Here is a 23,844-nt window from a genome sequence, read left to right as displayed (position 1 = left end):
TTGCCCGGACGTCTACCTAGGCAAACCCACCAGCTCCCTGCTCTCCTGCAGCGAGGCGAGCTCGCGGCGCAGCACGCTGTCGAGCCAGTGCGCGTCCGACATCCACGACTGGTTCGTGTTCAGGCAGACGTGGACCGACGACTTGTAGACCGACAGCGCGATGCCGACGGCATGGCCGGGTGCGACCGGCGCGACCGGGTACATCTCGCACAGCGCGGCGCCGTCCAGGGAAAGAGGGACGGACGGCAGCGGCACCGAAGTGACCAGCGTGTCGAACAGCAGGGGAGCGCAGCGGCCCATGACGGGCGCGGCCAGGCGGTGCACCAGCGGCGGCACCTTGTCGGCGAGCAGCGGCAACGCGCCGGCACCCCGGTCCGGGCCGGCCGCCTTCGCGGACTCCATCTGCGCGCGGACGTTCCGCAGTCGTTGCACCGGGTCCGCCTCGCCGACCGGCAGTGCGACCAGGAAACCGGAGATCTGGTTGCCCGAGGCGCCGTCACCAGAGCGTGAGCGCTGGTTAACCGGAATCAGGGCGCGCACGACCGAGTCGGGACCGGCGCTGCCGTGCGCGGAAAGCCAGTGGCGCAACGCACCTGTGACGAGGGCGAGCAACACGTCGTTCACCGTGCCGCCGTGCGCGCGGCGGATTCGGTGTATGTCCGTGAGATCCAGGCGCGACATGACCACGCGGCGTGGCCGGGTGGACGCGGTGAGCACCGGTGAGTTCAGCGTCGGCGGGCGGGTGTTCATCAGCACGCTCGACGCGATGTCGATCGTGTCCTTGATCCCGCGCAGCGACGGGAGGGACGGAATGATCGACTTCGCCACCGGCTCCGCGGCGTCCGGAATGGACAGCCGTGACGGGTCGAAGAGCTGAATTCCCAGGCCGACGGCCTTCATGCCGTCGCACAGCGAGTGGTGCAGCTTCGCGACGACGGCGAACCTGCCGCCCGCGAGGCCGGTGATGACGTGCAGCTCCCACGGCGGGCGCGCGAGGTCGAGCGGCTGCGCCATGAGGTGCGAGACCAGGGTGGCGAACCGGTCACGACCGCGCGTGTGGTGCGTGAAGACGTGGTCCTCCGGCGCGAAACCGGGGTCCTCCACCCAGCGCGCGCCACCGAGCAACGAGGTGCGGGCGCGCTGGCGCAGGCGCGGGATCTCTTGCGCCCGTTCGCAGAGCACGGCGGCGATGCGGGCCGGATGCACCGGAGTGGACGGTGCGAAGGTCGCGACCGCGCCGAGGTGCAAGGGATTGGTGTCGCCCTCCATAGCGAGGAAAGCGATGTCGAGGGGGGAGAGGTGGTCTGTCATATCCGTGCAAGGAAAACAGGTCATCGTGTCGTGCGCATTGCGATGAGATGGCGGTGACTCCCTACCGCCCCAAGTACACTCGAACGGTGGTACCGCTGTGACTCGTGTGGGTGCGAACCAGGTCACACAGCAGGTTCACCATCACGATCCCGAAGCCGGACAGGCCGGTGAACGACGGCGGGAAGCCGGCGCCCGTGTCGCTCACCTCGCACACGACGGTGCCGCCCTCCCGCCACAGCCGCAGCACCCCGCGGCCCGACGCGTGCAGGATGCTGTTCGTCGTGAGCTCGTTCACCGCGAGCACCAGGTCCTCGACCTGTTCGCGGCGCAGCCAGTGCGCGTACGCCGACACGAGGTTGCGCATGTGCGCGAGCGTGCCGACGGAGAACACGTGCTCCTCGGCGTCCGCGGGCGGAGGCGGCAACGGCACGTTGTAGATGTCGGCCAGCGCGGTGGCCTCCGTGTACCACTTGCTCGCCACGCGTCGCCCGCCCTCGATCACCACGGGATGGGTGCGCAGCGCGTCCTCCAGCATGTGGCCGGGCAGTGCCGCCGCGTCGTACGGGCACAGGATGATGCCCGGCCGCCCCTCGAACGCTGTGTTGATCAACGCCTCGTGCTGCACGCACGCCGGGTACTCCAGTTCGGTGCGGCCGGGCCAGATCGGCTCGCCGACTATGCGGAACCGCAGTTGCGTGCTCGCGCTGAACGCCATCAGCACACCGGGGATGATCCGGCCCGGGTTGCGGCCGGCCTCGCTCATGTCGATGAAGTGCACCTGCTCCGCCGCGTCGCCGAGCCGTTCGCGCAGCCGGGCGATGCCCGCCTCGGGCACCGCGACCAGCACCGGCTCGCCTCTGTCGACACCGTCCGTCACGAATCTCGCCGTACCGGAGAGGAAGGTGTCCTCGTCCCGGTAGAACAGGGCTTCGTGCGCGAACGGGGCAATGGAGTTCATCGGCTTCCCGGTGAGGTCGGTGGCTGCGAGCGGCACCCATTCTGCTCCTCGTAACAGCGTTTCGGCGGGGGCCAGGTCGGTGGTTGTCGGCGAGCACGGGCCGCAGGCGGGATTCGCCGTGCGAGCGACGAACACCCCAGGCAGACTCCCGGTTGTCGGGGTCTCGCTAGGAGGTGGCGCCGTGCTCGTTCACCACACGCTGACCGGGCCGGAGGACGCACCGGTGCTGGTGCTCGGCAACGCACTGGGCACGACCACCGAACTGTGGCGCGAGTTCTCCCTGCCGTTCCGGGTGTTGCGTTTCGACCACCGCGGCCACGGTGCCAGCGCACCGGTCGCCGGGCCGTGCTCGATCGAGGACCTGGCGGGCGACGTCGTGGAACTGTTGGACCACCTGGGGTTGCAGCAGGTGTACTACTGCGGCGTGTCCCTCGGGGGCATGGTCGGGATGTGGCTGGCCGCGCACACCGACCGGATCTCCCGGCTGGCGCTCGTGTGCACCACCGCGTGGGTTCCGGACAAGGCCCGGCTGGACGAGCGGATCTCGCTGGTGCGCTCGCGGGGGATGGAGGCGGTCGCCGACACGGTGGTGTCGCTGTGGTTCACGCCGGCCTGCGCGCCGGCCGTCGTCCAGCGCTTCCGTGCGGAGTTGCTGAAGGTCGACCCGCCGACCTATCTCGCCTGTGTCGAGGCCGTTCGCGGGATGGATCTGCGGCCGGATCTGGTGAAGATCGACGTGCCCACCGTGGTGATCGCGGCGGCTCAGGATCATGCGACGCCTACCGAGTTGGTGCGGTACATCGCGGATGAGTTGCCGGATTCTGAGCTTTACGTGGTGGGGGATGCGGCGCATCTGGCGGTGGTCGAGGCGCCTCGGACGATCTCGGTGATCCTTGATGATCACTTTGGCAACGGGTAGCTGGGGTGGGCGTGCGGGTCGGCTTGCGTTGGCTGGCGCCGGTTCCAGCGGGGTTGGTCGCGTTCCGTGCGAGAGGTCGCCTTGCGAGGGTGGTCCGTCAGGTCGTGACGGAACTGCGCGGGGTTGCGATTGGGGCTTGAAGGGCCCGAACCGCTACCCCGCGCCCTAGGTTCAGACGGCTCGCTTCGCATCGCCACGCCAGGGCTTCGTACGTGGTTGCCTTGCGAGGGCGGGCGCCGGTTGGCACCGCGCGGGGCCTGTTGCGGTGGCCGGGCTAGACCTTTGCCAGGGGGCGGTGCGGTTCCGCGGGCAGTTCGACGCGGATCTCGTCGCCGGGGCGGACCACGCCACCCGTCAGCACGACCGACATGATGCCCGCGCGCCGGATGAGTTCACCGTCCGCGCCCTTGGCCACGACCTCCTTGAGCAGGCCCTTCGAGAAGGCGTCGATCTGCACGCACGGGTTGCGCAGGCCGGTCACCTCGACGACGGCCTCCGGGCCGAGGTGGAGCAACGTTCCGGTGGGCAGGGCGAGCAGGTCGATGCCCCGCGTCGTGATGTTCTCGCCGATTTCGCCCGGGGCCACGGAGAAGCCCTTGTCGTGCAGTTCGTCGAAGAGTTCGGCGTGCATCAGGTGGACCTGGCGCAGGTTCGGCTGGGTCGGGTCCTGTGCGACCCGTGATCGGTGTTTGACCGTGACGCCCTGGTGGACGTCGCCCTCGACACCGAGTCCGGCGAGCAAAGTGATGCTCTCGCGCACGGGCTTGGTGAACGTGTACTCCTCGTTGCGGCTGACCGCTGTGACAACCCCCATGAGCTCCATTGTGCACGATCAGTTGAGACGCGACGGATACTCCGTTCGGCGCAAGGGAACACGGAAGGACGAATCGATCAAGGTGATTCAATTCGTGCCACTCGACAGTGTTCTACCTGCGCCGATGCGCCGGGCCGTGGAAACGCTCTCACGAACTTCCGGCAAGACTCTTGACTGATCCTGAGGTCAGGCTGTTGACTCCGTCACACCTCGTCGGAACCGGTACCGAAACCGGTTTCAGGAGGCGGCGGAAGGAAGTTCGGCATGCGTGTCACGATCGCAGAGGTCGCCCAACGCGCCCAGGTGTCCAAAGCGACCGTGTCACGTGTGCTGAACGGCAAGCCGGACGTGGACGCCTCTACCGCGCAGCGTGTTCGTAAGGTCATCGACGAGATCGGGTACGTGCCCAGCGCCCGCGCCGTCGGCCTTGCCCGGGGTCGTACCCGCACCGTCGCGTTGCTCGCGCCGTCGCTCACCTGGCCGTGGATGGGTGAGGTCCTGCAGGGCATCGTCGACACGCTCGAAGCCGACGGTTACGGGCTGCTGCTCTACACGCTGAACCGCGGGCCCGAGTCGCTGAACCAGTTCGCGAACCACGTGTCCGCCAACGCTTTCGACGGCCTGCTGGTCGTCGAGCCCCCGGACGCCCTGCACTACATCTCCACGCTCTACCGGGCGGGCCTGCCGGTCGTCATGATCGACGATCGCGGCTCGCACCCGGAGTTCCCCTCGGTGACGACGACGAACCGGCAGGGAGGCGCGGATGTCGCGAGGCATCTCGTCGCGGCAGGCCGCCGCAGGTTCGCCGTCGTCACCGGACCACCGCACTTCGGGTGCACTCAGGCGAGGCTGGACGGGTTCCGGCTCGCTTTGGCGGAAGCGGGCCTGACGCTGCACCCGGACCTCGTCGTCGACGGCGACTTCACCACGGAAGGTGGTGAAGTCGCCGTGGACAAGCTCGTCGCGAGTGGAATCCCGTTCGACGCCGTGTTCGCGCAGAACGACCTTTCGGCGGTCGGAGTGCTGCGGGCGCTGCGGGAATCCGGCAGGACCGTCCCCGGCGACGTGTCGGTGGTCGGCTTCGACGACGTCCCGGTCGCGGGACACACCGAACCTCGGCTGACGACGATCCGCCAGCCGGCACAGGAGATGGGTGCCGCCGCCGCGCGGATGCTGCTCTCCACGCTCGAGGGACAGCCGATGCCCGACCACCCGCTGGTGCTGCCGACCTCGTTGATCGTGCGCGAATCCGCGCCCTGACCCACCCGCTCCACCACAACTGAACGGACCGGCCAGGCCACCGCATGCGGCCTGGCTAGTTCGCCGTACGCATGAGAGAGCGCTCTCATGCTCCGTCGTATCGGGAGATTCCCCCATGCGCAGAACAGTCATCGTCGCGTTGGCACTGGCGCTCGCGGCGACCGGTTGCTCCTCTGGTGGCGCCACCAAGGCCGCCGGAGTGCTGACCGTGGGCATGCCCAACGGGCCACTGACCGAGAACCACAACCCGTTCCTGCCCACGTCGGCGGCGGGATCGCTCGGCTACCGCTACCAGATCTACGAGCCGCTGGCGTTCGTGAACAACACGCGCCCGGCCCAGGATCCGGTGCCGTGGCTCGCCACGAAGTGGGACTGGACGCCTGACTACAAGAAGGTCACCTTCACGATCCGGGAGAACGTGAAGTGGTCCGACGGCAAGCCGCTCACGGCCGCTGACGTTGCCTTCTCGTACGAGATCCTCAAGAAGTGGCCGGCGCTCAACAACCGCGACTCGCTCAAGGTCGAGACCGCCACGGCCACGCCGGACGGCAAGGTCGAGGTCGCGTTCGCGAGCCCGCAGTTCGTGAACCGCAACAAGGTCATCAGCGCGATGGTGATTCCGCAGCACGTGTGGAGCACCATCCCGGACCCGACGACCTACACGAACCCGAAGCCCGTCGGCACCGGTCCGTACGAGCTGAAGTCGTTCACCTCGCAGACCGTCACGATCGCGCGGCGTGCCGAGTACTGGCAGGAACTGCCCAAGGTCCCGGAGATCCAGTACACCTCGTACAACGACAACACGGCGCAGACCACCGCGCTGGCGTCGGGTGCGACCCAGTGGTCCTACGTCTTCATCCCGGACTACCAGAAGCTGTATGTCGACAAGGACCCGGCGAACCACAAGCTCTGGTTCCCGGCGGGTCTCGGCATCCACGGCCTGTGGCTGAACACGACGGTGGCGCCGTTCGACAACGCCGCGCTGCGGTCCGCGATGAGCGACGTGATCGACCGCGAGGCGATCTTCGTCAAGGGTGAGGCCCGCCTGTTCCCGAAGCTCGAGTCGAAGACCGGCATGCCGTTGCCCGCCGGTGACTCCTTCCTCGCGCCCGAGTACAAGGACGCGAAGTTCAAGATCGACGTCGACGGGGCGAAGCAGAAGCTCACGGCCGCCGGCTTCAAGCTGGAGGGCGACGTGCTCAAGGCGCCCGGCGGCAAGCCGGTCACCATCGAGCTCACGAACCCGTCCGGCTGGTCGGACTACCTGACGGTCCTCGACATCATCAAGGGCGACCTGAAGAAGATCGGCATCGAGGCGACCGTGCGCACGCAGACCGCGGACTCGTGGACGACCGACTTCGCGAACGGCTCGTTCCAGGGCTCGCTGCGCTGGACCAACACCGGCGCGACGCCGTACGAGATGTACCAGAACATCATGGACGGCGCGGAGATCAAGCCGATGGGGCAGACCGCTGCGGTGAACTTCGGCCGGTACAACAACCCCGAGGCGACCGCGGCGCTGGCCGAGTACGCGAACGCGCCGGACGACGCGGCGCGGGCCAAGGCCCTCGCGGTGCTGCAGAAGATCATGGTCGAGCAGGTCCCCATGATCCCGACCTCCGCCGGTCCGATCGGTGCGGAGTACAGCACGAAGAACTGGGTCGGCTGGCCGACCGAGGAGGACCCGTACGGTCCGCCGCAGGCCACCCTGCCGAACGCCCTGCAGATCGTCATGAAGCTGAAGCCCGCGGGGTCTTGATGAACACAGTGCCTTATTTTGAGGCAGCGCTTGAAGCGAAAGGTCTGGTCAAGACCTACAAGCGCGTGCGCGCGGTGCAGGACGTCTCCATCGTCCTGCGCCGCGGGCGCGTGACCGCCCTCGTCGGCGAATCCGGATCAGGCAAGTCGACGGTGGCGAAGCTGCTCGCGCGGCTCGTGGAACCCACCTCCGGCGAGATCCTGCTGGACGGCGAGAAGGTGCGCAGGGTCCGGGAGTACCGGCGCAAGGTCCAGATGGTGTTCCAGGACCCTTTCGCGTCCCTCAACCCCGTCCACACGATCCGCTACCACCTGACCCGGCCGCTGAAGATCCACAAGCGGACGGAGACGGTGGAGGAACTGCTGCAGCGGGTGAACCTCCCGCCGGACTTCGCCGCGCGGTACCCGCACGAACTGTCGGGCGGTCAGCGGCAGCGCGTCGCGATCGCACGGGCGCTCGCCGCGAACCCCGAGGTGCTGCTCGCCGACGAGCCGGTGTCCATGCTGGACGTCTCCATCCGGCTCGGCGTGCTTAACCTGTTGCTGGACCTCAAGGAACGGCTGAAGCTCGCGGTCCTCTACATCACCCACGACATCGCGTCGGCGCGCTACTTCGCGGACGAGACGTTCGTGATGTACGGCGGGCAGATCGTCGAGGGCGGCGACAGCGAGTCCGTGACGCAGCGGCCCGCTCACCCGTACACGCAGCTGCTGATCGAGTCGGCGCCCGACCCGGAACGGTCGGTGGTCGCGCTGGACGCACCGCTGGAGGAGACCGCCGAGGTCTCCACCGGCTGCCAGTTCGCGCCGCGCTGCCCGAAGGTGCAGTCCCGCTGCTGGAGCGAGGCACCACCGCGCACCGAGGTCGACTCCTGCGGGCACTGGGCGGCCTGCTGGTTGTACGTGGAGGCGGCGGCATGACGTTCCTGCTCCGCCGTGCGCTGTTCTACCTGGTCACCCTGTGGGCGGCCATCACGGCGAACTTCCTGCTGCCGCGCCTGCTTCCGGGCGACCCGGTGCAGGCGATGATCACCAAGCTCGGCGGGCGGCTGAACAGCGACGCGATGGCGTCGCTGTACGTCCTCTTCGGACTCGACAAGAACAAGTCGATCTGGGAGCAGTACGTCGACTACTGGGGTTCCCTGGTGCAGGGCGACCTCGGGCTGTCGTTCACGTTCTTCCCGACGCCGGTCGCCGACGTGCTCTCGCAGTCGATGCCGTGGACGCTCGGACTGGTCGGCGTCACCACGGTCATCGCGTTCCTGCTCGGCACCCTGCTGGGTGTCTACGCGGGGTGGAAGCGCGGTTCGTGGATGGACAACCTCATCCCGATCACGACGTTCCTGTCGTCCATCCCGTACTTCTGGCTTGGGCTGATCGCGATCTCGTTGTTCTCCGTGACGTGGCCGCTGTTCCCGGCGTCCGGCGGCTACGCGCCGGGCCTCGTGCCGGAGTTCTCCGGCGAGTTCATCGGCAGTGTCCTGGAGCACGCCGTGCTGCCCGGCATCACGATCATCGTGAGCTCGGTGGCCGGCTGGATCCTCGGCATGCGCAACATGATGGTGACCGTGACCGCGGAGGACTACGTGCTCGTCGCGCGGGCCAAGGGCCTCACGCAGAAGCGGATCATGTTCGCCTACGCGGCACGCAACGCCGTGCTGCCGTCGATCTCCGGTTTCGCGCTGTCGCTGGGTTTCATCGTCGGCGGCGCCCTGCTGGTCGAGATGGTGTTCTCCTACCCAGGCCTCGGTTACGTGCTGTTCCAGGGCATCGGTGCGAAGGACTACCCGTTGATGCAGGGCGTGTTCCTGGTGATCACGCTGGCGGTGCTGGTGGCGAACCTGCTCGCGGACATCGGCTACCTGCTGCTGGATCCGCGCACGCGGCGGGAGGGCTGATTCTCCGATGAACTTCAAGACCAAGCTGGGCCTCGGCATCCTGGCCTTCTTCGCGCTGATCGCGGTGATCGGCGAGTGGATCGCGCCGTACGACCCGTCCGCGATGAGCGACGACCTGCTGTCGCCGCCTTCGGGCGCGCACTGGTTCGGCACGACCATGACCGGGCAGGACATCTTCTCCCAGGTGCTCGTGGGCACCAGGGGAGTGATGGTCGTCGGGCTGGTGTGCGGCGTGCTCGCGACCTTCCTGTCGATCCTGGTCGGGGTGACCGCCGGGTTCCTCGGCGGCGCGGCCGACGAGGCGTTGTCCATGCTGTCCAACATCTTCCTGGTGATCCCGGCGTTGCCGCTGATCATCATCGTGGCCTCGATGCTGCCGTCGGCGGACACGGTGCTGATCGCGGCGGTGATCAGCCTGACCGCATGGGCGTGGGGCGCGCGAATTCTGCGCGCGCAGACGATGTCGTTGCGGCGCAGGGACTTCGTGGAGGCCGCGCGGGCGTCCGGAGAACGGACCTGGCGCATCATCGTGTTCGAGGTGCTGCCGAACCTGCTGGCCGTGATCGGCTCCGGCTTCGTCGGGACGGTGATCTTCGCGGTCATGCTGCAGATCACCCTGTCGTTCGTCGGCGTGATCTCGCTGTCGACCTGGAACTGGGGCACGATCCTGTTCTGGGCGCAGAGCAACCAGGCGCTCGGCCTGGGCGCGTGGTGGTGGTTCGTCCCCGCCGGCCTGTGCATCGCGTTGCTGGGCACGGCGCTGGCCCTGATCAACTTCGGGATCGACGAGTACGCGAATCCCCGCCTGCGGAAGGTGCGCGCATGAGCCCGGTGCTGGAGATCCGCGATCTCTCGGTCGACTACGGCAACCTGCGAGCCGTGCACAACGTCTCGCTGACGCTGAACGCGGGCGAGGTGCTCGGTCTGGCAGGGGAGAGCGGCAGCGGCAAGTCCACTTTGGCCTATGCCGCGACCCGGCTGCTGCAGACGCCGGGCAAGGTGCCGTCCGGTGAGGTGCTGTTCAAGGGCCAGGACCTGCTGTCGCTGACCGACAAGCAGTTGCAGGTACTGCGATGGAACGAGATCGCGATCGTGTTCCAGGGCGCGATGAACGCCCTGAACCCGGTGATCTCGGTCGGCGCGCAGATCGACGACGTGCTGCGCACGCACCGGCCGCAGATGAAGCGCCCGCAGCGGACCGCCCGCGGCCGCGAGCTGCTGTCGCTGGTCGGCATCCCGACCGACCGGCTGTCGTCGTACCCGCACCAGCTCTCCGGCGGCATGCGGCAGCGCGTGATGATCGCGATGGCGCTCGCGCTGGAACCCGAGATCGTCATCATGGACGAGCCGACCACCGCACTCGACGTGGTGGTGCAGCGGCAGATCCTCGGCCAGATGATGCGGCTGCGCGAGACGCTCGGCTTCTCGGTCGTCTTCATCACCCACGACATCTCGCTGCTGGTCGAGTTCTCCGACCGCATCGCGATCATGTACGGCGGGCGCGTGGTCGAGGAGGCGCCGGCGAGCGAGATCTACCGCGCCGCCAAGCACCCGTACAGCCAGGGCCTGCTGGGGTCGTTCCCGGCGTTGCGCGGCCCGCGTCGTGAGCTGAAGGGCATTCCGGGCTCGCCCCCGGACCTGCGCTCGATGCCGTCGGGCTGCCCGTTCCACCCGCGGTGCCCGTCCGCGATGGACGTGTGCGGCGAGCGGATGCCGTCGCTGGAGTCCGTCGAGGCGAGCCGCCGCGTGGCGTGCTGGTTGGAGGACGTGCGCGTCTGAGGTGACGGTGTCGAACGCACGTGTGGTCGTGCTCGATCCCGGGTCGAACGGCGCTCCAGCGGTGTAGATCACGCCCAAAAGCACTAGCTAAGGCATACCTTAGTTAAGTTAGGGTTACTTTACGCCGCCGTGGAGTGCCAGGAGAGGATCGCGATGGAACCGGTGTTAGACCTGGCCGGAATAGGCTTCGGGCCGTCCAACCTCGCTCTCGCGATCGCCGTGGAGGAACACGCGCTGCCTGTCAGGGCCCGCTTCTTCGAGAGGCAGCCCTGCTTCGGCTGGCATCGGGGGATGTTGCTGGAGGACGCCACGATGCAGGTGTCGTTCCTCAAGGATCTTGTCACGCTGCGCAATCCCACCAGCGGTTTCAGCTTCCTGTGCTACCTGCGCGACCGCGGCCGGTTGATCGACTTCGTCAACCACAAGAACCTCTTTCCGCTGCGCAAGGAGTTCCACGACTACTTCGAGTGGGCCGCGGAACGGGTCGGGCACCACGTGTCGTACGGCGCGGAGGTCTCCCAGGTCCGGGCGGTCGACGACGGCTTCGAGTTCACCGCCGCCGGGCAGCAGGTCAGGACGCGCAACCTGGTGCTGGCGACCGGCCTCGAGGCCAACCTGCCGGACGGCATCGAGCCGAGCGACCGGATCTGGCACAACAAGGACCTGCTGACCCGCGTCGACACGCTGAAGGACCCGCGCCAGGTCGTCGTGGTCGGCGCCGGCCAGAGTGCCGCCGAGGCCGTGGCCTTCTTCCACGACCGGTTCCCGCAGGCCGAGGTGCACGGCGTCTTCGCGCGCTACGGCTACAGCCCCGCCGACGACAGCTCGTTCGCGAACCGGATCTTCGACCCCGCCGCCGTGGACGACTTCTACGCCGCGCCGGAAGAGGTCAAGCGCAGGCTCATGGGCTACCACGCCAACACGAACTACGGCGTGGTCGACGGCGACCTGATCGAGGAACTCTACCGCCGGGTGTACCGCGAGAAGGTCGTCGGCAGGCAGAGGTTGTTGCTGCACAACACCTCCAAGCTCACCGACGTGACGACCGACGGCAAGTGCGTGGTCGAGTCGCTCGCCGACGGCGGCCGGCTGCCGATCGATGCCGACGTGATCGTCTACGCGACGGGCTACCGGCCCGCGAACCCGCTCAGGCTGCTCGGCGACCTCGCCGGCCACTGCGAACGCGACGACATCGGCCGGCTGAAGGTGACCCGCGACTACCGCGTCGTCACGGACGACGGCCTGCGCGGTGGCATCTACCTGCAGGGCGGCACCGAACACACGCACGGCATCACGTCGTCGCTGCTGTCGAACACGGCCGTGCGCGTCGGTGAAATCCTCGACTCGGTGCTGCGGCGGGTCGCGCAGCAGCAGGCAGAACCGAAGCTCCAGGCAGTCAAGTAGTTCCACCAGGAAGGACCTGTCATGACCAACCCGTTCGAGGACCCGCAGGGCCGTTTCTTCGTGCTCGTCAACGAAGAGCAGCAGCACTCGCTGTGGCCGGTGTTCGCGGAGGTGCCCGCCGGGTGGACCAAGGTCTTCGGCGAGGAGAGCCGCGAGGCCTGCCTGGCCTACGTCGAGGAGAACTGGACGGACCTGCGCCCGCTGTCCATCCGGTAAGCAGTCAGCCGAGGTAGTCCTCGAACGTTCGCACGCCCACCGCGCGGCCGGGAGTCAAGTTCCCGCCCGCGCGGTAGGCGCGGTAGGTCGCTCCAGGCACCTTCAACGGCACGAGCGTGCGCTTCTTTCCCGTGGCGGCCAGGTACATCCGTGCGAAGTCGACGGCTTCACGGATCTCCGGCCCGCCCATCTCGGGTGCCTTGCCCGCCGGCGGCGCCTGTGCCAGCGCCGCCAGCTCCAGGCCCACCTCGGCCTCGTCGACCGGCTGGAACCGGAACCCCGGCACGAGCATCAACGGCAGCTTCGAAGTGCTGTCGAACATCTTGCGCAGCAACGAGTGGAACTGCGTGGCCCGCAGGATCGTGTGCGGCACACCGGAATCGATGATCACCCGTTCGGCGGCGAGCTTCTGCCTGTAATAGGGGAGCGGTACCTCGTGGCAGCCGACGATAGAGATGTAGACCAGGTGCGCGGGCTTCGAGGCCAGCATGGTCCGCACCATCCGCACCTCGTGCCGGAACGACGTCGCGCAGTGCACGACCACGTCCGCCCTGAGGGCTCCCAAACCCGTGCCGCGCAACAGATCCGTGCCGCTCGAACGCGAAACCGACCGTGCGCCCGGCAACGCTGCGACGACGTGCCTGCCCAGTGATCCGCTGCCACCTGTGACGACGAAGGTCATGCCGTCACTCTGACACGGTGGTAGTAGGCCAGCACGACGGTGCCCGACACCGCGGCGACCGCGCTCACCACCAGACCCGCCTGCGCCAGCCCGCTCATGCCCGTGCCCTCGCCGAGCAGCTTGATGCCGATCCACGCCGCGACGATCGGGTTCACGACCGTCTGCCCGGCCACGACGAGATCCGGCGGCCCGGCGGAGTACCCGAGCTGGATGAACCACGCCCCGGTCAGGAAGGCGGCGGCGAGCCCGCCGAGCGAGAACCACTCGATCACGGGAAGCCCGGTCGTGACGTCCCTGACCAGCACGGCGACGAGCCCGTACGCGATCCCGGCGCCCACGGAGAGCGCCAGGGCCCGGACGGCGCCCACGGTGAAAGTGGCGGCCACGACGCACACAAGTACGCCCGCGACGACGAGTTGCCCGGCGTGCAGCGCGACCTTCGGCGACACCTCGGTCGGCACCGCCTCGCCCGCCGTGATGGACACGAACACGACGATGCCCGCCGTCGCGACGAGCACGGCGACGGCGAGCAGACCGGACAGCCGTCGCGCGCGGCACACCGCGATGATCGGGATGGCCAGCGCGTTCAGCGGGGCGACGACCGAGACCGGGGCCAGTGACAGCGCGACGACCTGCAGGACCGCGCACGCGAAGAGCACCAGGAACCCCTGGACCCAGCGGCGGGACCGCACGAGTTGGAGTGCGGAAGTCAGCTTCAGATCGCCTGTCTCACGGACACCGGCGTGCTGCCACATCGCGCCGAGTGCGCTGCACCCGGCCGCGAGTACCGCGCACAAGATCGCGACCCCGACCACGTGGCCAATGCTACGCCGCCACTGCTATGGTTCATTACATGAGTAACGAACCAAGGAACTAGCGATGTTCGACGACCGGAGCCCGATCTACCGGCAGATCGCCGACCGGATCAAGGCGGACGTGCTCAGCGGGGCGTTGAAGGCGGACGAGCAGGTCATGTCGACCAACCAGTACGCCTCCTACTACCGGATCAACCCGGCCACCGCGGCGAAGGCCTTTCAGCAGCTCGTGGACGAACAGGTGCTCTACAAGAAGAGGGGGATCGGGATGTTCGTGAGCGCTCGGGCTCGCGACATGCTGCGGGCACAGGGGCGGGAGAACTTCTTCGGCGAGGTCGTGGACCCGATGGTCGCGGAGGCGCTCGCCATCGGCATTCCGCTCGCCGACGTCATCCGCCGGATCGAACAGCACGAGAACAACGGGGGCGTGTGATGCGGGTCGACGTGCAGGGCCTGACGGTGCGCTACGGCGACGTGACGGCCATCAACGACATGAGCTTCTCCTTGTCCGGCAACAAGATCTACGGGCTGCTCGGCCGCAACGGCTCCGGCAAGACCAGCCTGATGTCGGCGCTGGCGGGCTACCGCAAGCCTTCAGGATCCGTTCAGCTCGACGGCCTGCCGGTCTTCGAGAACGCCGCCGCGATGCGCCGGGTGTGCCTGGTCCGCCACACCGCCGACGCCGCGGACAAGGGCGACAAGGTCGCCTACGTCCTGGACCACGGCGCCGCGTGGCGCGACACCTGGGACAACGACTACGCGCTGAAGCTCGCCGACCTGTTCAAGATCGGCCTGAAGACCAAGGTCGGCGAACTGTCGCTCGGCCAGCGGTCGGCGCTCGGCGTCGTCATCGGCCTCGCCAGCCGTTCGCCGCTGACGATGCTGGACGAGTCGCACCTCGGCATGGACACGCCGACCCGGTACGCCTTCTATGACGCGCTGCTCCACGACTTCATGGAGCACCCGCGCACGATCGTCATCTCCACGCACCTGATCGAGGAGCTCTCCTCGTTGCTGGAGGAGGTGCTGATCATCGACGACGGCCGGCTGGTGCTGCAGGAGGAGGCCGACGTGCTGCGCTCGCGCGGTACCGAGGTCACCGGCAACGCCTCCGACGTCGACGAGTTCACGGCCGGACTGACCGTCCTGAGTGAGAAGTCGCTGGGCCGCACCAAGGCCGCGATGGTCTACGGCGCGCTGGAGGACGAGCAACTGGTCCGCGCCCGCCAGCTCGGGCTGGAGCTCGGCCCGATCGCCCTGCAGGACCTGTTCGTCCACCTCACCGAACCGGTCGGAGGGAAGCGGTGAAGATCTTCCGTCACCTGAACGCCTCACTGCTCATCTTCTGCGCGATGGTCGCGGCAGGCGCCTTCGTGTTCGTCCTCGTGGTCACGTTCGCGGTCTCGGCCTTCCGGGGCATCGAGATCAGCGGATGGAACGTCGTGACGTCGCAGATCGCGCGCTGGTTCCTGTTCTGGATCGGCATCTATGTCATCCACAACATGCTGCCGATCGCCGTTGCTCACGGCCGGACGCGCCGGGAGTTCCTCGCGGGGGCATCCGGGTTCACCGTTGTGCTTGCGCTCCTGATGACGCTGGTCGCCTGGCTGGGATTCCTCGTCGAGGGCGGTATCTACTCGCTGATGGACTGGCGTGCGGACGAGCACGGCTTGCCGCAGGCGTACTTCCTGATGTTCCTGGTGTGGTGTGCGGTCGGCATGTTCTGCGCGGCGGCGTTCGACAGGTTCGGCGCGGGTGGCATCTTCTCGGTGCCGATCGGCGTTGTGCTGGTGGCGGTCACGACCGCGCGGATCCCCGGATCGGGCAACCTGCCGTTCATCCGCAACGTCCCGTCGTACCTGGGTGCCGGCTGGCACCTGGTGTCGCTGGCGGCGTTCCTGGTCGCGCTCGCCTGCACGTGGGCGATCGCCCGGGACATGCCGGTGCGCCTGCGCACCACCTGATCAGCCGCCGTCCTGCCCCACCAGTTCCGCCGTGCGGTGGCGTTCCATCAGCTTGACCACCTCGGCGGTCGGCGGGTGGGTGATCGCCGAGCCTGCCGACTTCAGCACCTCCAACGACTCCGTGAGGTGCGCGCGCACGAACTGCTTCAGCGCGTCCGGGTTCGTGGAGGCGAGCTGGATCTCGGCGTCCGTCGGCATGCCCGGCATGTCGTGCCCGGCGTGGTTGTTCACGTACGGCGCGTCGAGCAGCTTCCTCAGTTCGGTGAGCTCGATGTTCCGGTTCTCCCTGAGTTCGGCGGAGTCCGTGAGGTCGAGCAGCTTGAGCGCCTGCTCGTCGGTCGCGATTGCGAGCTCGACGAACGCTCGTTCCGTTGCGCCGTAACCGTTCTCTGGAGTCGATGACGGAGAGGGTAGGGGTGGAGCCTGCTGGCAGGCCGCGAGAAGACCTGCCAGCAGGAGCATTGTCATCCGTGGTTGCCGTTGTGGTCGCACTTGATCACCACGTTGAGACAGTTGCGGACGCGGCGCTCCATCTCGGCGCGCGGCCACACGTTGAAGAAGTCACCGTGCATCGTCTGCCCGGTACCGGAAGCCAGTCGCAGTCCGGCCGTGCTGCCGTTGACCGGATACCGCAGCACCATGCGCAGCTTCGGCACCGAGACGGGGTGGCTCGACGGGCAGCCGCCCGCGACCGGGTACGACATGTGGGACTTGTGGTCGGTCGAGTCGAGGTTGCGGCCGTCCCAGCACTGCGGGAAGTCCAGGTACGTCTCGAGCATCGTGCCCGCCGGGCAGGTCACGAAGTTCTTGGACGGGTTGACGTGCCCGGCGTGCAGGCAGGACCAGCGCGCGATGCTGTCGGCATCGCCGGTGGCCTTCGCGTTGCCCGCCACGATCTTCAGCCCGTACGGCGTGGGCTGGATCGCCGCCGGGTTGTTCACGCCCTCACCGAGGTAGTAGAACGTGACGCCGGTGGGGGCGATCGCGGTGTTGTTCCGGTACAGCGTCGGCACCCAGTACGACGAGATGTCCGAGGCCGGGTTGCAGTTGCCGCTCTGGCCCTCCAGCGACTGCTGGGTGGAACGGGCGTTCGTCGAGTGGTTGCCGAAGAAGTCGTGGAAGTGCGAGGCGCCGGCCAGGTTCGGCAGGACGATCGGGTCGTCCGCCAGCCGGTGGCTGATCGGGCACTCCGCGAGGAACTCGGCCACGCGGACTGGTTCTCCTTGTGCCGCACCGGGAATGCTGAGCGCGGTGGCTATCAGCCCGATGACGGCGGCGATGTGGAACAAGGGCTTCCTCATTGAAGCTTTCCTCTCCGCAGCAGGATTGGGAGAGCGCTCTCACGCTTGTCGAGCATGACGCAGTCCGTAATCGGCCGTCAATCCGCAAGAAATGTTCAGAAGTACCGGTTTTCTTCAAGGGAAATGACACAGCTCGCGGGCGGCGAGACGTCGAACGCCTCGCTGACCGCCTCGACCTCGACCTGCGCGGTCTCGCCGGTGTTCAGCGGGATCGCCGGCACGAAGTACGCGTCGTTCGCCGTGCCGCCGAGGAAGATCCGCTCGGAACCGGTCCGCTGGTAGACCCGGTACTGCCGGATAGCACCGGGTGAGCGCGTCCAGGTGAGCCGTGCCGACACCGTCGTGGCGTCGGTGCGGCTCACCTGCTCGACCTGAAGGCCCGACGGTGCCGCCGGGGGAGTCATGACCGGGTTCGTGACACCGATCCGGCCGATGAACGCGGTGAGCGCGGCTCCGGGCAGGACCCGCAGGGAGATCTCCGTGAGCGTCGCGCCGGAGTGCTCGCCCAGCGGGAACACGCTGCGCCGCCACGCACCGCTGACACCGCCGAGGTCCAGGACGCGTTCGGTCGTGCCGAACCGCAGGACCGCCTGCAGGCGTGACGGACCGGTGCCGGTGCGGTGCACGACCTCGAACTGGCTGCCGCCGGTCAGCTTCAGCGACGTCGCGAACAGCCGGACGTCGTTGGCGGACTGCGGCGTGCCGGTGATCTTCAGCGCGGTGCCGCCGTCGTACGGGTCGTCCCAGTCGAGCGACGGCGTGACCTTCGTGCCGGTGCCCGTGACGCTCCACCGCCAGGTCGGCAGGACGTCCTGCAGCGACAGGTTGTTCCAGGCCTGCGCCGAACGGACGGTGCCGTCGACGGCGAACTTCCTGCCGTGCCCGGTGTTGAAGTTCGTGACGAACGGCAGCGATGTGATCGGGGTCAGCTCGGTGACGTAGTGGGCGACGCCCTTCCAGTTCGCCGTCGTCGTGGTGTTCGCCGGATCACCGTTCGGGCCGACCCAGAACCTGTTGTCACGGGCGTAGAAGTCGGCGGGGCTCGTGGCCGACTTGAACGTCCATTCCGGACGGTAGAAGCCGAGCGACGTCACGTGCGGCTTGTCCTCGGGGAAGATCGAGCTCCAGCCGACGCTGGTGTTGTAACCGTTGGACTCGACGTCCACACCGGACGCCAGGTCGTACGGGCTGCGGCCCATCTGCCGGGCGAGCGCGGCGGAGTTCGCGAGTCCCTGCGTGCTCCACCAGAAGTTCAGGAACATCTCGTCGGACTGCTCGAAGAACATCCGGTTGCGCGCGGTCAGGGCGTTCTGCCAGCTGACGCTGCCGCTGTCGGTCATCGCGTCGTACCAGATGACCCGCAACCCGGACATCTTCATGTACACGATGAAGTCGCGCATGTCGTTCGCGAGCTGGGTGTTGCCGCCGGCCGTCTCCTGGTTGAGGAACCAGCCGTCGAAGCCGTAGTGCCGTGCGACCTGGATCATCTTGTCCGCCACCGGGAACCTGTCGCCCTCGCGCCGGACGAAGTCGCGGACCCACTGGAGCTGGCCGCCGTACGCCGTCGGCGGCAGGAACACGTTGCCGATCACGCGCACGCCGTTGCGGTGCGCGGCGTCGGTGACGGTCGGGTTCGGCGCGAGGATCAGGCCCTCGGACGCCGAACCGCCCCAGAACACCAGTTCGTCGATGTACTGCCAGTAGTTCGTGGCGTAGTAGTTCATGTCGAGCGCGCCCTGCGCCGGGTTGCCGCTCGTGGGCGCGTAGGCCACCAGGGCCTGCACTCGGGCCTCGTTCGGGTGGGCGTGCGCGTTGGCCGGTCTGGCCGGGACGACGCGTTTCGCGAGCGGGACCGCGCTGCGGTTGTACCTCGCGTCCCGGTCGGTCGAGGGATCCCAGTCGAGGATCGTGGCCGGATGCCAGTAGGACGCGTACGGCTGCGCGACATCGGCTGCGGACGCGGGAGTCTCGGACAGCAGACCGGTGAGTGCTGCTGTGGAGCTCAGAACGAGGAACTGTCTCCGAGTGGGCACGGGATCACCCTCGTGGGCCGTCTGATTCGCCGCATACCGCCGCTGCGGTGACTGGACAGGACGACAACGTCCCGGTCCGCTGCGCTGGGTGACGAGCCGGTCCAGGGGAACATTCTGTCGAACAGCGTCGAAACGTCCCCGTAACCATCCATGTGGCCGAATCCCAGGGAGGCTACTGGGCGGTAGCGTGTGGCTCGCCGTCGCTTCTGGTTCCCCTGCAACCACTCGAGGTGTCTTCGTCGTGCGCATCAAACCCATGCTTGCGGCGCTGGTCCTGGCGCTGATCCCAGCCACCGCCCCCGCCGTCGCCACAGCGGCGGCCAACCCCTACGAACGCGGTCCCGCGCCCACGGTCGCGTCGGTCGAGTCCTCCCGGGGCACGTTCGCCGTGACGTCCGCTGCCGTCGCCCGCCAGTCGAACTTCGGCGGCGGCACGGTCTACACCCCGACCAGCGATCTCACGTTCGGCGCTGTCGCCGTCTCACCCGGCTTCACCGCCACCCAGACCTCGGTCGCGCACTTCGGCCCGCGACTGGCGTCCTACGGGTTCGTGGTGATCACCATCAACACCCTGTCCGGCTTCGACGACCCGGACAGCCGCGGCCGTCAGCTGCTCGCGGCGCTCGACTACGTGGTCCGCACCAACCCCCGCGTCGACGCCTCGCGCCTCGCCGTGATGGGCCACTCCATGGGCGGCGGGGGAGCGCTGCGCGCCTCCGCGACCCGTCCCGCCCTGCAGGCCTCGATCCCGATGGCCGGCTGGCACACCACCAAGAACTGGTCGACGGTCCAGGTGCCGACCCTGGTGCTCGGCGGCCAGAACGACCCCACCGCACCCAACTCGCAGCACTCCACGCCGTTCTACAACTCGATCACGGCCGCGCCGGACAAGGCGTTCCTCGAACTGCGCGGTGGTGACCACTCGGCGCCTCGCAGCGACAACGTGACCGTGCGGAAGTACACGCTGTCGTGGCTCAAGCGGTTCGTCGATGACGACGTGCGCTACGACCAGTTCCTGTGTCCGGCACCCGCACCGAACACGCTGATCAGCGCCTACCGGGACACCTGCCCGCACGCCTGAAAAAGCGAAGGGCCTGTGTTTTGAACGAGTAACAGTGTTTTGAACGAGTAACCAGTACAGGCCGGGAGTTGCCCAAGCGACCGCCGGGGCGGCTTCAAGGGCTGACCAGAATGCTGTGCCACAACCACAACCACAACCACAACCACAACGCGGCGGTGTGCACAGCACTGCTGATCTGCCCGCACGCATGAAGAAGGGGCTGTGCCACAACGCGACGGCGTGGCACAGCCCCTTCTTTCTGCTTACTCGTAGGCGATCGCGTCCAGCACGTTCAGACGCGCGGCCCTGATCGCGGGCAGGATCGCCGCGATCACGCCGACGAACGCCGCCACCACCAGGTACTGGACCATGGTCATCCAGGGCAGCCCGATCTCGGAGATGCCCTGGTCCTTCAGCGCCTGCACGGTCGCGATTCCCAGGGCGAGACCGACCGCGAGGCCGAGCACCGCGCCGAACACCGAGATCACCACCGACTCGACGGTGATCATCCGCATCACCTGCGCGCGCCGCATGCCAATGGCCCGCAGCAGACCCAGCTCGCGGGTCCGCTCGATCACCGACAACGCCAGGGTGTTGATGACGCCGAGGACGGCGATCAGGATCGCCAGCGCCAGCAGGATCTGGATCATCAGCAGGACCGTGTCGAACTGCGAGGTCGTCTGCTTCACGAACGCGCTGCGGTCCTGGACGGTGATCTCCGGGTTGTCCGCGAACAGCGGTTCGACGCGCTTCTGCACGTCTGCCGCGGACACGCCCGGTGCTACCTGGACGAACGCCTGGGCGATCTGGTCGGACCGGAAGTTCGCGGAAGCCGACTCCGGCAGCACCAGCGCGCCCTGCAACACCTGCGACTTCACCCAGATGAAGCCGATCGTGTAGGTCTTCGGCTCACCCTTGGCCAGTTGCAGCGTGACCTTGCTGCCCACCGACCAGCCCTTCTCGGCCGCCAGCTCCTCCGGCAGCGCGAGCTGGTCGTCCTTCAGCGGCGCGATGGTGCCGGACTTCGGCTTCAAGGCGAACATCGTCGCCATCGCGGGCATGTCCGTGACGCCGACCGCGAACAGCTGGTTCTCGCCCTCGAGCACGCCGTCCTGCGACCAGCCGACCGCCGACTTGACGCCGTCGGTCTTCTCGATCTTCGTCAGGACGTCCCGCCTGAACGTCGCGGGCTCGCCCTCCATCTGGCCCTCGCCGGAGACGATCAGGTCGGTCTGCAGCTGACCGGAGGCCAGCTTCTCGATCGACTTGGTCGCCGACGTCAGCACCACGCTCACGCCGGTGATCAGCGAGATGCCGACCATCAGCGCGGCCGCGGTGATGGCGGTGCGGCGCGGGTTGCGCGCGGAGTTGCGGCGGCCCAGCAGGCCGGGCATCGACCACGACAGCAGGCGGCCGATCAGCGACACCATCGGCTTGGACAGGATCGGCGTCAGCAGCGCGACACCGACGAACGCCACCAGGATGCCGCCGAAGATCAACGGCAGCGAGGCCTGGTTGAAGCCGAACGCCAGCGACGTGCCACCCGCGGCGGCCACCAGGGCACCGGTGATCGTGATCTTCGTGAGCGGCCGGTCCGGCGTGGCCGCCTCGCGCATCGCCGCGACCGGCGCGATCCGCGACGCCCGCAGCGCCGGCATGACGGCCGCGACCACGGTGACGATCATGCCCACCGCGAACGACGAGATGATCGCCGACATCGGCACACCGATGCTCGCGAGCTGCAGGTCGGTGCCGCCCACCGAGCTGAAGATATTCGCCAGCAGCGCGCCGATGCCGATACCGGCCCCGAGACCGACGATCGACGCGATCAGGCCGATCACCAACGCCTCCAGCACCACGGACCCGATGACCTGGCCGCGTGAGGCGCCCATCGACCGCAGCAGCGCCAGTTCCCTGGTGCGCTGGGCGACGATGATGGAGAACGTGTTGAGGATGATGAAGATGCCGACGAACAACGCGATGCCGGCGAACCCGAGCAGCACGTAGTTGAAGAACTTCAGGCCCTCGTTGATCTGGTCGGCCTGCTCCTTCGCCAGCACCGCACCGGTCTTGACGTCGTAGCCGGAGCCCAGCTTCGCCGCGACGGCGTCACGCAGCGCGTCGTCCGTGGTGCCCTGGGACGCCGTGACGGTGATGCCGGAGAACACGTCCTTCTTGCCCAGCAACAACTGTTGCGCGACCGGCTCGGTGAACGCCACCGACAGCTCGCCGCCCAGAGAGTCACGGCCGCCCGCGTACTCGTAGATGCCGGTGATCTTGAAGGTCTTCTTGGGCTCCATCGTCAGCAACGCGATGTCGTCGCCCACCTTGAAACCACCGGTCGTCGCGAGGTAACCGCCGACGGCGACCTCGTTCTCGCCGGCTGGGGCCTTGCCGTCGCGGATCTTCTCCAGGCCGGTGCCGGTCCAGTTGAAGCCGAACCGCGGCGAGCCCGACGTGGTGATGACCTTGCCGTTCTTGCCGATCGGCCGCGCGGACCCCTGCACGTCACCGACGGCCGACGCCACGCCCGCCACCGACTTCACGTCCGAGATCGCCTGCGGCGTCAGCGGTTCGGGCTGCTTGCCCTTCTCCGCCTTCGGCGTCACCGAAACGTCCACATTGGCGTAGGCCGACGAGAACAGGTCGGTGAACGACCGCTGGAGCGTGTCGGTCAGCACGAACGAACCGGACACGAACATCACGCCCAGCACCACCGCGAGCGCGGACAGCACCAGCCGGAGCTTGCGCGACAGCAAGCTCTTGAGAGTCGCCTTAAACATGCGGCACCGCGACAACAGAGTCGAGGTGCTTCATCGTGTCGAGGACCTCTTCGGCCGACGGCGACAGCAGCTCGCGGACGATGTGGCCGTCCTTGAGGAAGATGACACGGTCGGCGTACGACGCCGCGTTCGGGTCGTGCGTGACCATCACAATCGTCTGCCCGAACTCGCGGGCGGACCGCTGCAGGAACCCGAGCACCTCGGCACCGGACTGCGAGTCCAGGTTGCCGGTCGGCTCGTCCGCGAACACGACATCAGGGCGCGACACCAGAGCGCGCGCACAAGCAACGCGCTGCTGCTGGCCACCCGACAGCTGCGTCGGCCGGTGGGTCAGCCTGTCCCTCAGACCCACCGTGTCGACCACGACGTCGAACCAGGCCCTGTCGATCTTCTTGCCGCCGATCGCGAGCGGCAGCGTGATGTTCTCCTCGGCGGTCAGCGTCGGCAGCAGGTTGAACTGCTGGAAGATGAAACCGACCTTGTCCCGCCGCAGCTCCGTCAGCCCGCGGTCCTTCAACCCGGTGACCAACGTGTCACCGACCCACACCTCACCGCTGGTGACGTCGTCGAGCCCTGCGAGGCAGTGCATCAACGTCGACTTGCCCGACCCCGACGGGCCCATGATCGCGGTGAACCTGGACTTGTCCAGGTCGACGCTCACCCCCGCGAGCGCGGTCACGGCAGCGTCGCCGGACCCATAAGACTTCCAAACGTCGACGGCTCTGGCCGCGACTCCATCGGACGCGCTCACTCGTCTGTTCCCCTCTGTGGCTCTCTTGTGCGCACCATCTTCCGCGAAGGCACCGCACTGCAGGGTCAGGTTCTCCCCTGAGATGAACCCTGAATCAGCGTGCCCCAACCCCCAGGCGGACACGCTGAGAAACCCCTC

The 23,844-nt window shown here is 67.7% G+C and carries 23 protein-coding genes; 13 read left to right on the top strand and 10 right to left on the bottom strand.

Annotation, left to right across the window (positions count from 1 at the left end; genetic code table 11):
- Positions 1-12: 12 nt before the first annotated feature.
- Complete coding sequence (locus tag IG04_RS0124595; protein ID WP_030479066.1) at positions 13-1,311, bottom strand: wax ester/triacylglycerol synthase family O-acyltransferase; 1,299 nt, start codon at positions 1,309-1,311, stop codon at positions 13-15.
- Positions 1,312-1,372: 61 nt separating this feature from the next.
- Positions 1,373-2,305 (bottom strand): anti-sigma factor RsbA family regulatory protein, encoded by a 933-nt coding sequence (locus IG04_RS0124590; RefSeq protein ID WP_245816059.1) that lies wholly within the window; start codon positions 2,303-2,305, stop codon positions 1,373-1,375.
- 145 nt (positions 2,306-2,450) lie between these two features.
- Here IG04_RS0124590 and IG04_RS0124585 point away from each other — a divergent pair, with 145 nt between their 5' ends.
- On the top strand, positions 2,451-3,188 hold the full coding sequence (locus IG04_RS0124585; RefSeq protein WP_030479064.1) for an alpha/beta fold hydrolase: 738 nt from the start codon (positions 2,451-2,453) through the stop codon (positions 3,186-3,188).
- Positions 3,189-3,462: 274 nt separating this feature from the next.
- Here the strand turns inward: IG04_RS0124585 and IG04_RS0124580 are convergent, their stop codons facing one another.
- Positions 3,463-4,002, bottom strand: a complete 540-nt coding sequence (locus IG04_RS0124580; protein ID WP_144065291.1) for an MOSC domain-containing protein — start codon at positions 4,000-4,002, stop codon at positions 3,463-3,465.
- 264 nt (positions 4,003-4,266) lie between these two features.
- On the opposite strand from IG04_RS0124580, the gene IG04_RS0124575 reads away from it, so the two are divergent.
- The 8 genes from IG04_RS0124575 to IG04_RS0124540 all read left to right on the top strand — a co-directional run bounded on the left by IG04_RS0124575 (position 4,267) and on the right by IG04_RS0124540 (position 12,317).
- Positions 4,267-5,262 (top strand): LacI family DNA-binding transcriptional regulator, encoded by a 996-nt coding sequence (locus IG04_RS0124575; RefSeq protein ID WP_030479062.1) that lies wholly within the window; start codon positions 4,267-4,269, stop codon positions 5,260-5,262.
- Between the two features lie 115 nt (positions 5,263-5,377).
- Positions 5,378-7,021, top strand: coding sequence for an ABC transporter substrate-binding protein (locus tag IG04_RS0124570; protein ID WP_030479061.1), 1,644 nt, complete (start codon positions 5,378-5,380; stop codon positions 7,019-7,021).
- Positions 7,021-7,941 (top strand): ABC transporter ATP-binding protein, encoded by a 921-nt coding sequence (locus tag IG04_RS48985; protein ID WP_030479060.1) that lies wholly within the window; start codon positions 7,021-7,023, stop codon positions 7,939-7,941. Before IG04_RS0124570 ends, IG04_RS48985 begins: the two co-directional genes overlap by 1 nt.
- The gene (locus IG04_RS0124560) at positions 7,938-8,918 is read left to right on the top strand and encodes an ABC transporter permease (protein ID WP_030479059.1); all 981 of its coding nucleotides are present in this window, start codon (positions 7,938-7,940) and stop codon (positions 8,916-8,918) included. Before IG04_RS48985 ends, IG04_RS0124560 begins: the two co-directional genes overlap by 4 nt.
- A gap of 7 nt (positions 8,919-8,925) precedes the next feature.
- The gene (locus tag IG04_RS0124555; RefSeq protein ID WP_084401063.1) at positions 8,926-9,744 is read left to right on the top strand and encodes an ABC transporter permease; all 819 of its coding nucleotides are present in this window, start codon (positions 8,926-8,928) and stop codon (positions 9,742-9,744) included.
- The gene (locus tag IG04_RS0124550; RefSeq protein ID WP_030479057.1) at positions 9,741-10,697 is read left to right on the top strand and encodes an ABC transporter ATP-binding protein; all 957 of its coding nucleotides are present in this window, start codon (positions 9,741-9,743) and stop codon (positions 10,695-10,697) included. The genes IG04_RS0124555 and IG04_RS0124550 overlap by 4 nt, the downstream gene beginning before the upstream one ends.
- A 153-nt stretch (positions 10,698-10,850) precedes the next feature.
- On the top strand, positions 10,851-12,101 hold the full coding sequence (locus tag IG04_RS0124545; RefSeq protein WP_030479056.1) for a lysine N(6)-hydroxylase/L-ornithine N(5)-oxygenase family protein: 1,251 nt from the start codon (positions 10,851-10,853) through the stop codon (positions 12,099-12,101).
- Between the two features lie 21 nt (positions 12,102-12,122).
- A complete protein-coding gene (locus IG04_RS0124540) occupies positions 12,123-12,317 on the top strand; it encodes an MbtH family protein (RefSeq protein WP_030479055.1) in 195 nt (64 codons plus the stop codon).
- A 4-nt stretch (positions 12,318-12,321) separates the two neighbouring features.
- Here the strand turns inward: IG04_RS0124540 and IG04_RS0124535 are convergent, their stop codons facing one another.
- The gene (locus IG04_RS0124535) at positions 12,322-12,999 is read right to left on the bottom strand and encodes an SDR family oxidoreductase (RefSeq protein WP_030479054.1); all 678 of its coding nucleotides are present in this window, start codon (positions 12,997-12,999) and stop codon (positions 12,322-12,324) included.
- On the bottom strand, positions 12,996-13,814 hold the full coding sequence (locus IG04_RS0124530) for a DMT family protein (protein ID WP_051770568.1): 819 nt from the start codon (positions 13,812-13,814) through the stop codon (positions 12,996-12,998). Before IG04_RS0124530 ends, IG04_RS0124535 begins: the two co-directional genes overlap by 4 nt.
- 64 nt (positions 13,815-13,878) lie before the next feature.
- On the opposite strand from IG04_RS0124530, the gene IG04_RS0124525 reads away from it, so the two are divergent.
- From IG04_RS0124525 to IG04_RS0124515, 3 genes are read left to right on the top strand one after another with little or no spacing between them, the layout of a single operon-like run.
- Complete coding sequence (locus IG04_RS0124525) at positions 13,879-14,247, top strand: GntR family transcriptional regulator (RefSeq protein WP_030479052.1); 369 nt, start codon at positions 13,879-13,881, stop codon at positions 14,245-14,247.
- The gene (locus IG04_RS0124520; RefSeq protein WP_030479051.1) at positions 14,247-15,122 is read left to right on the top strand and encodes an ATP-binding cassette domain-containing protein; all 876 of its coding nucleotides are present in this window, start codon (positions 14,247-14,249) and stop codon (positions 15,120-15,122) included. The genes IG04_RS0124525 and IG04_RS0124520 overlap by 1 nt, the downstream gene beginning before the upstream one ends.
- Positions 15,119-15,778, top strand: a complete 660-nt coding sequence (locus IG04_RS0124515; protein ID WP_030479050.1) for a hypothetical protein — start codon at positions 15,119-15,121, stop codon at positions 15,776-15,778. The genes IG04_RS0124520 and IG04_RS0124515 overlap by 4 nt, the downstream gene beginning before the upstream one ends.
- On the opposite strand, the gene IG04_RS0124510 is transcribed toward IG04_RS0124515, so the two are convergent.
- The 3 genes from IG04_RS0124510 to IG04_RS0124500 all read right to left on the bottom strand — a co-directional run bounded on the left by IG04_RS0124510 (position 15,779) and on the right by IG04_RS0124500 (position 19,112).
- Entirely contained in the window at positions 15,779-16,240 is a 462-nt protein-coding gene (locus tag IG04_RS0124510) for a hypothetical protein (RefSeq protein ID WP_030479049.1), read from the bottom strand. It lies immediately after the preceding gene.
- A 2-nt stretch (positions 16,241-16,242) separates the two neighbouring features.
- Complete coding sequence (locus IG04_RS0124505; protein WP_063758306.1) at positions 16,243-17,079, bottom strand: DUF1996 domain-containing protein; 837 nt, start codon at positions 17,077-17,079, stop codon at positions 16,243-16,245.
- 95 nt (positions 17,080-17,174) lie between these two features.
- Positions 17,175-19,112 (bottom strand): endo-beta-N-acetylglucosaminidase, encoded by a 1,938-nt coding sequence (locus IG04_RS0124500; protein WP_051770566.1) that lies wholly within the window; start codon positions 19,110-19,112, stop codon positions 17,175-17,177.
- A 241-nt stretch (positions 19,113-19,353) separates the two neighbouring features.
- Here IG04_RS0124500 and IG04_RS0124495 point away from each other — a divergent pair, with 241 nt between their 5' ends.
- Positions 19,354-20,193 carry a dienelactone hydrolase family protein gene (locus IG04_RS0124495; RefSeq protein ID WP_030479046.1) on the top strand — a complete coding sequence of 280 codons (840 nt, stop codon included), beginning with the start codon at positions 19,354-19,356 and terminating at the stop codon, positions 20,191-20,193.
- Between the two features lie 242 nt (positions 20,194-20,435).
- Here IG04_RS0124495 and IG04_RS0124490 read toward each other — a convergent pair whose 3' ends face one another.
- On the bottom strand, positions 20,436-22,955 hold the full coding sequence (locus IG04_RS0124490) for an ABC transporter permease (protein WP_030479045.1): 2,520 nt from the start codon (positions 22,953-22,955) through the stop codon (positions 20,436-20,438).
- Positions 22,948-23,634, bottom strand: coding sequence for an ABC transporter ATP-binding protein (locus IG04_RS0124485; protein WP_248782533.1), 687 nt, complete (start codon positions 23,632-23,634; stop codon positions 22,948-22,950). Before IG04_RS0124485 ends, IG04_RS0124490 begins: the two co-directional genes overlap by 8 nt.
- Positions 23,635-23,844: the final 210 nt, after the last annotated feature.

The sequence above is a fragment of the Lentzea albidocapillata genome (assembly GCF_000719115.1).
Lineage (GTDB): Bacteria > Actinomycetota > Actinomycetes > Mycobacteriales > Pseudonocardiaceae > Lentzea > Lentzea albidocapillata.
Note: the sequence above shows the minus strand (reverse complement) of the source record. Positions and strands in the feature narration are given on the sequence as shown.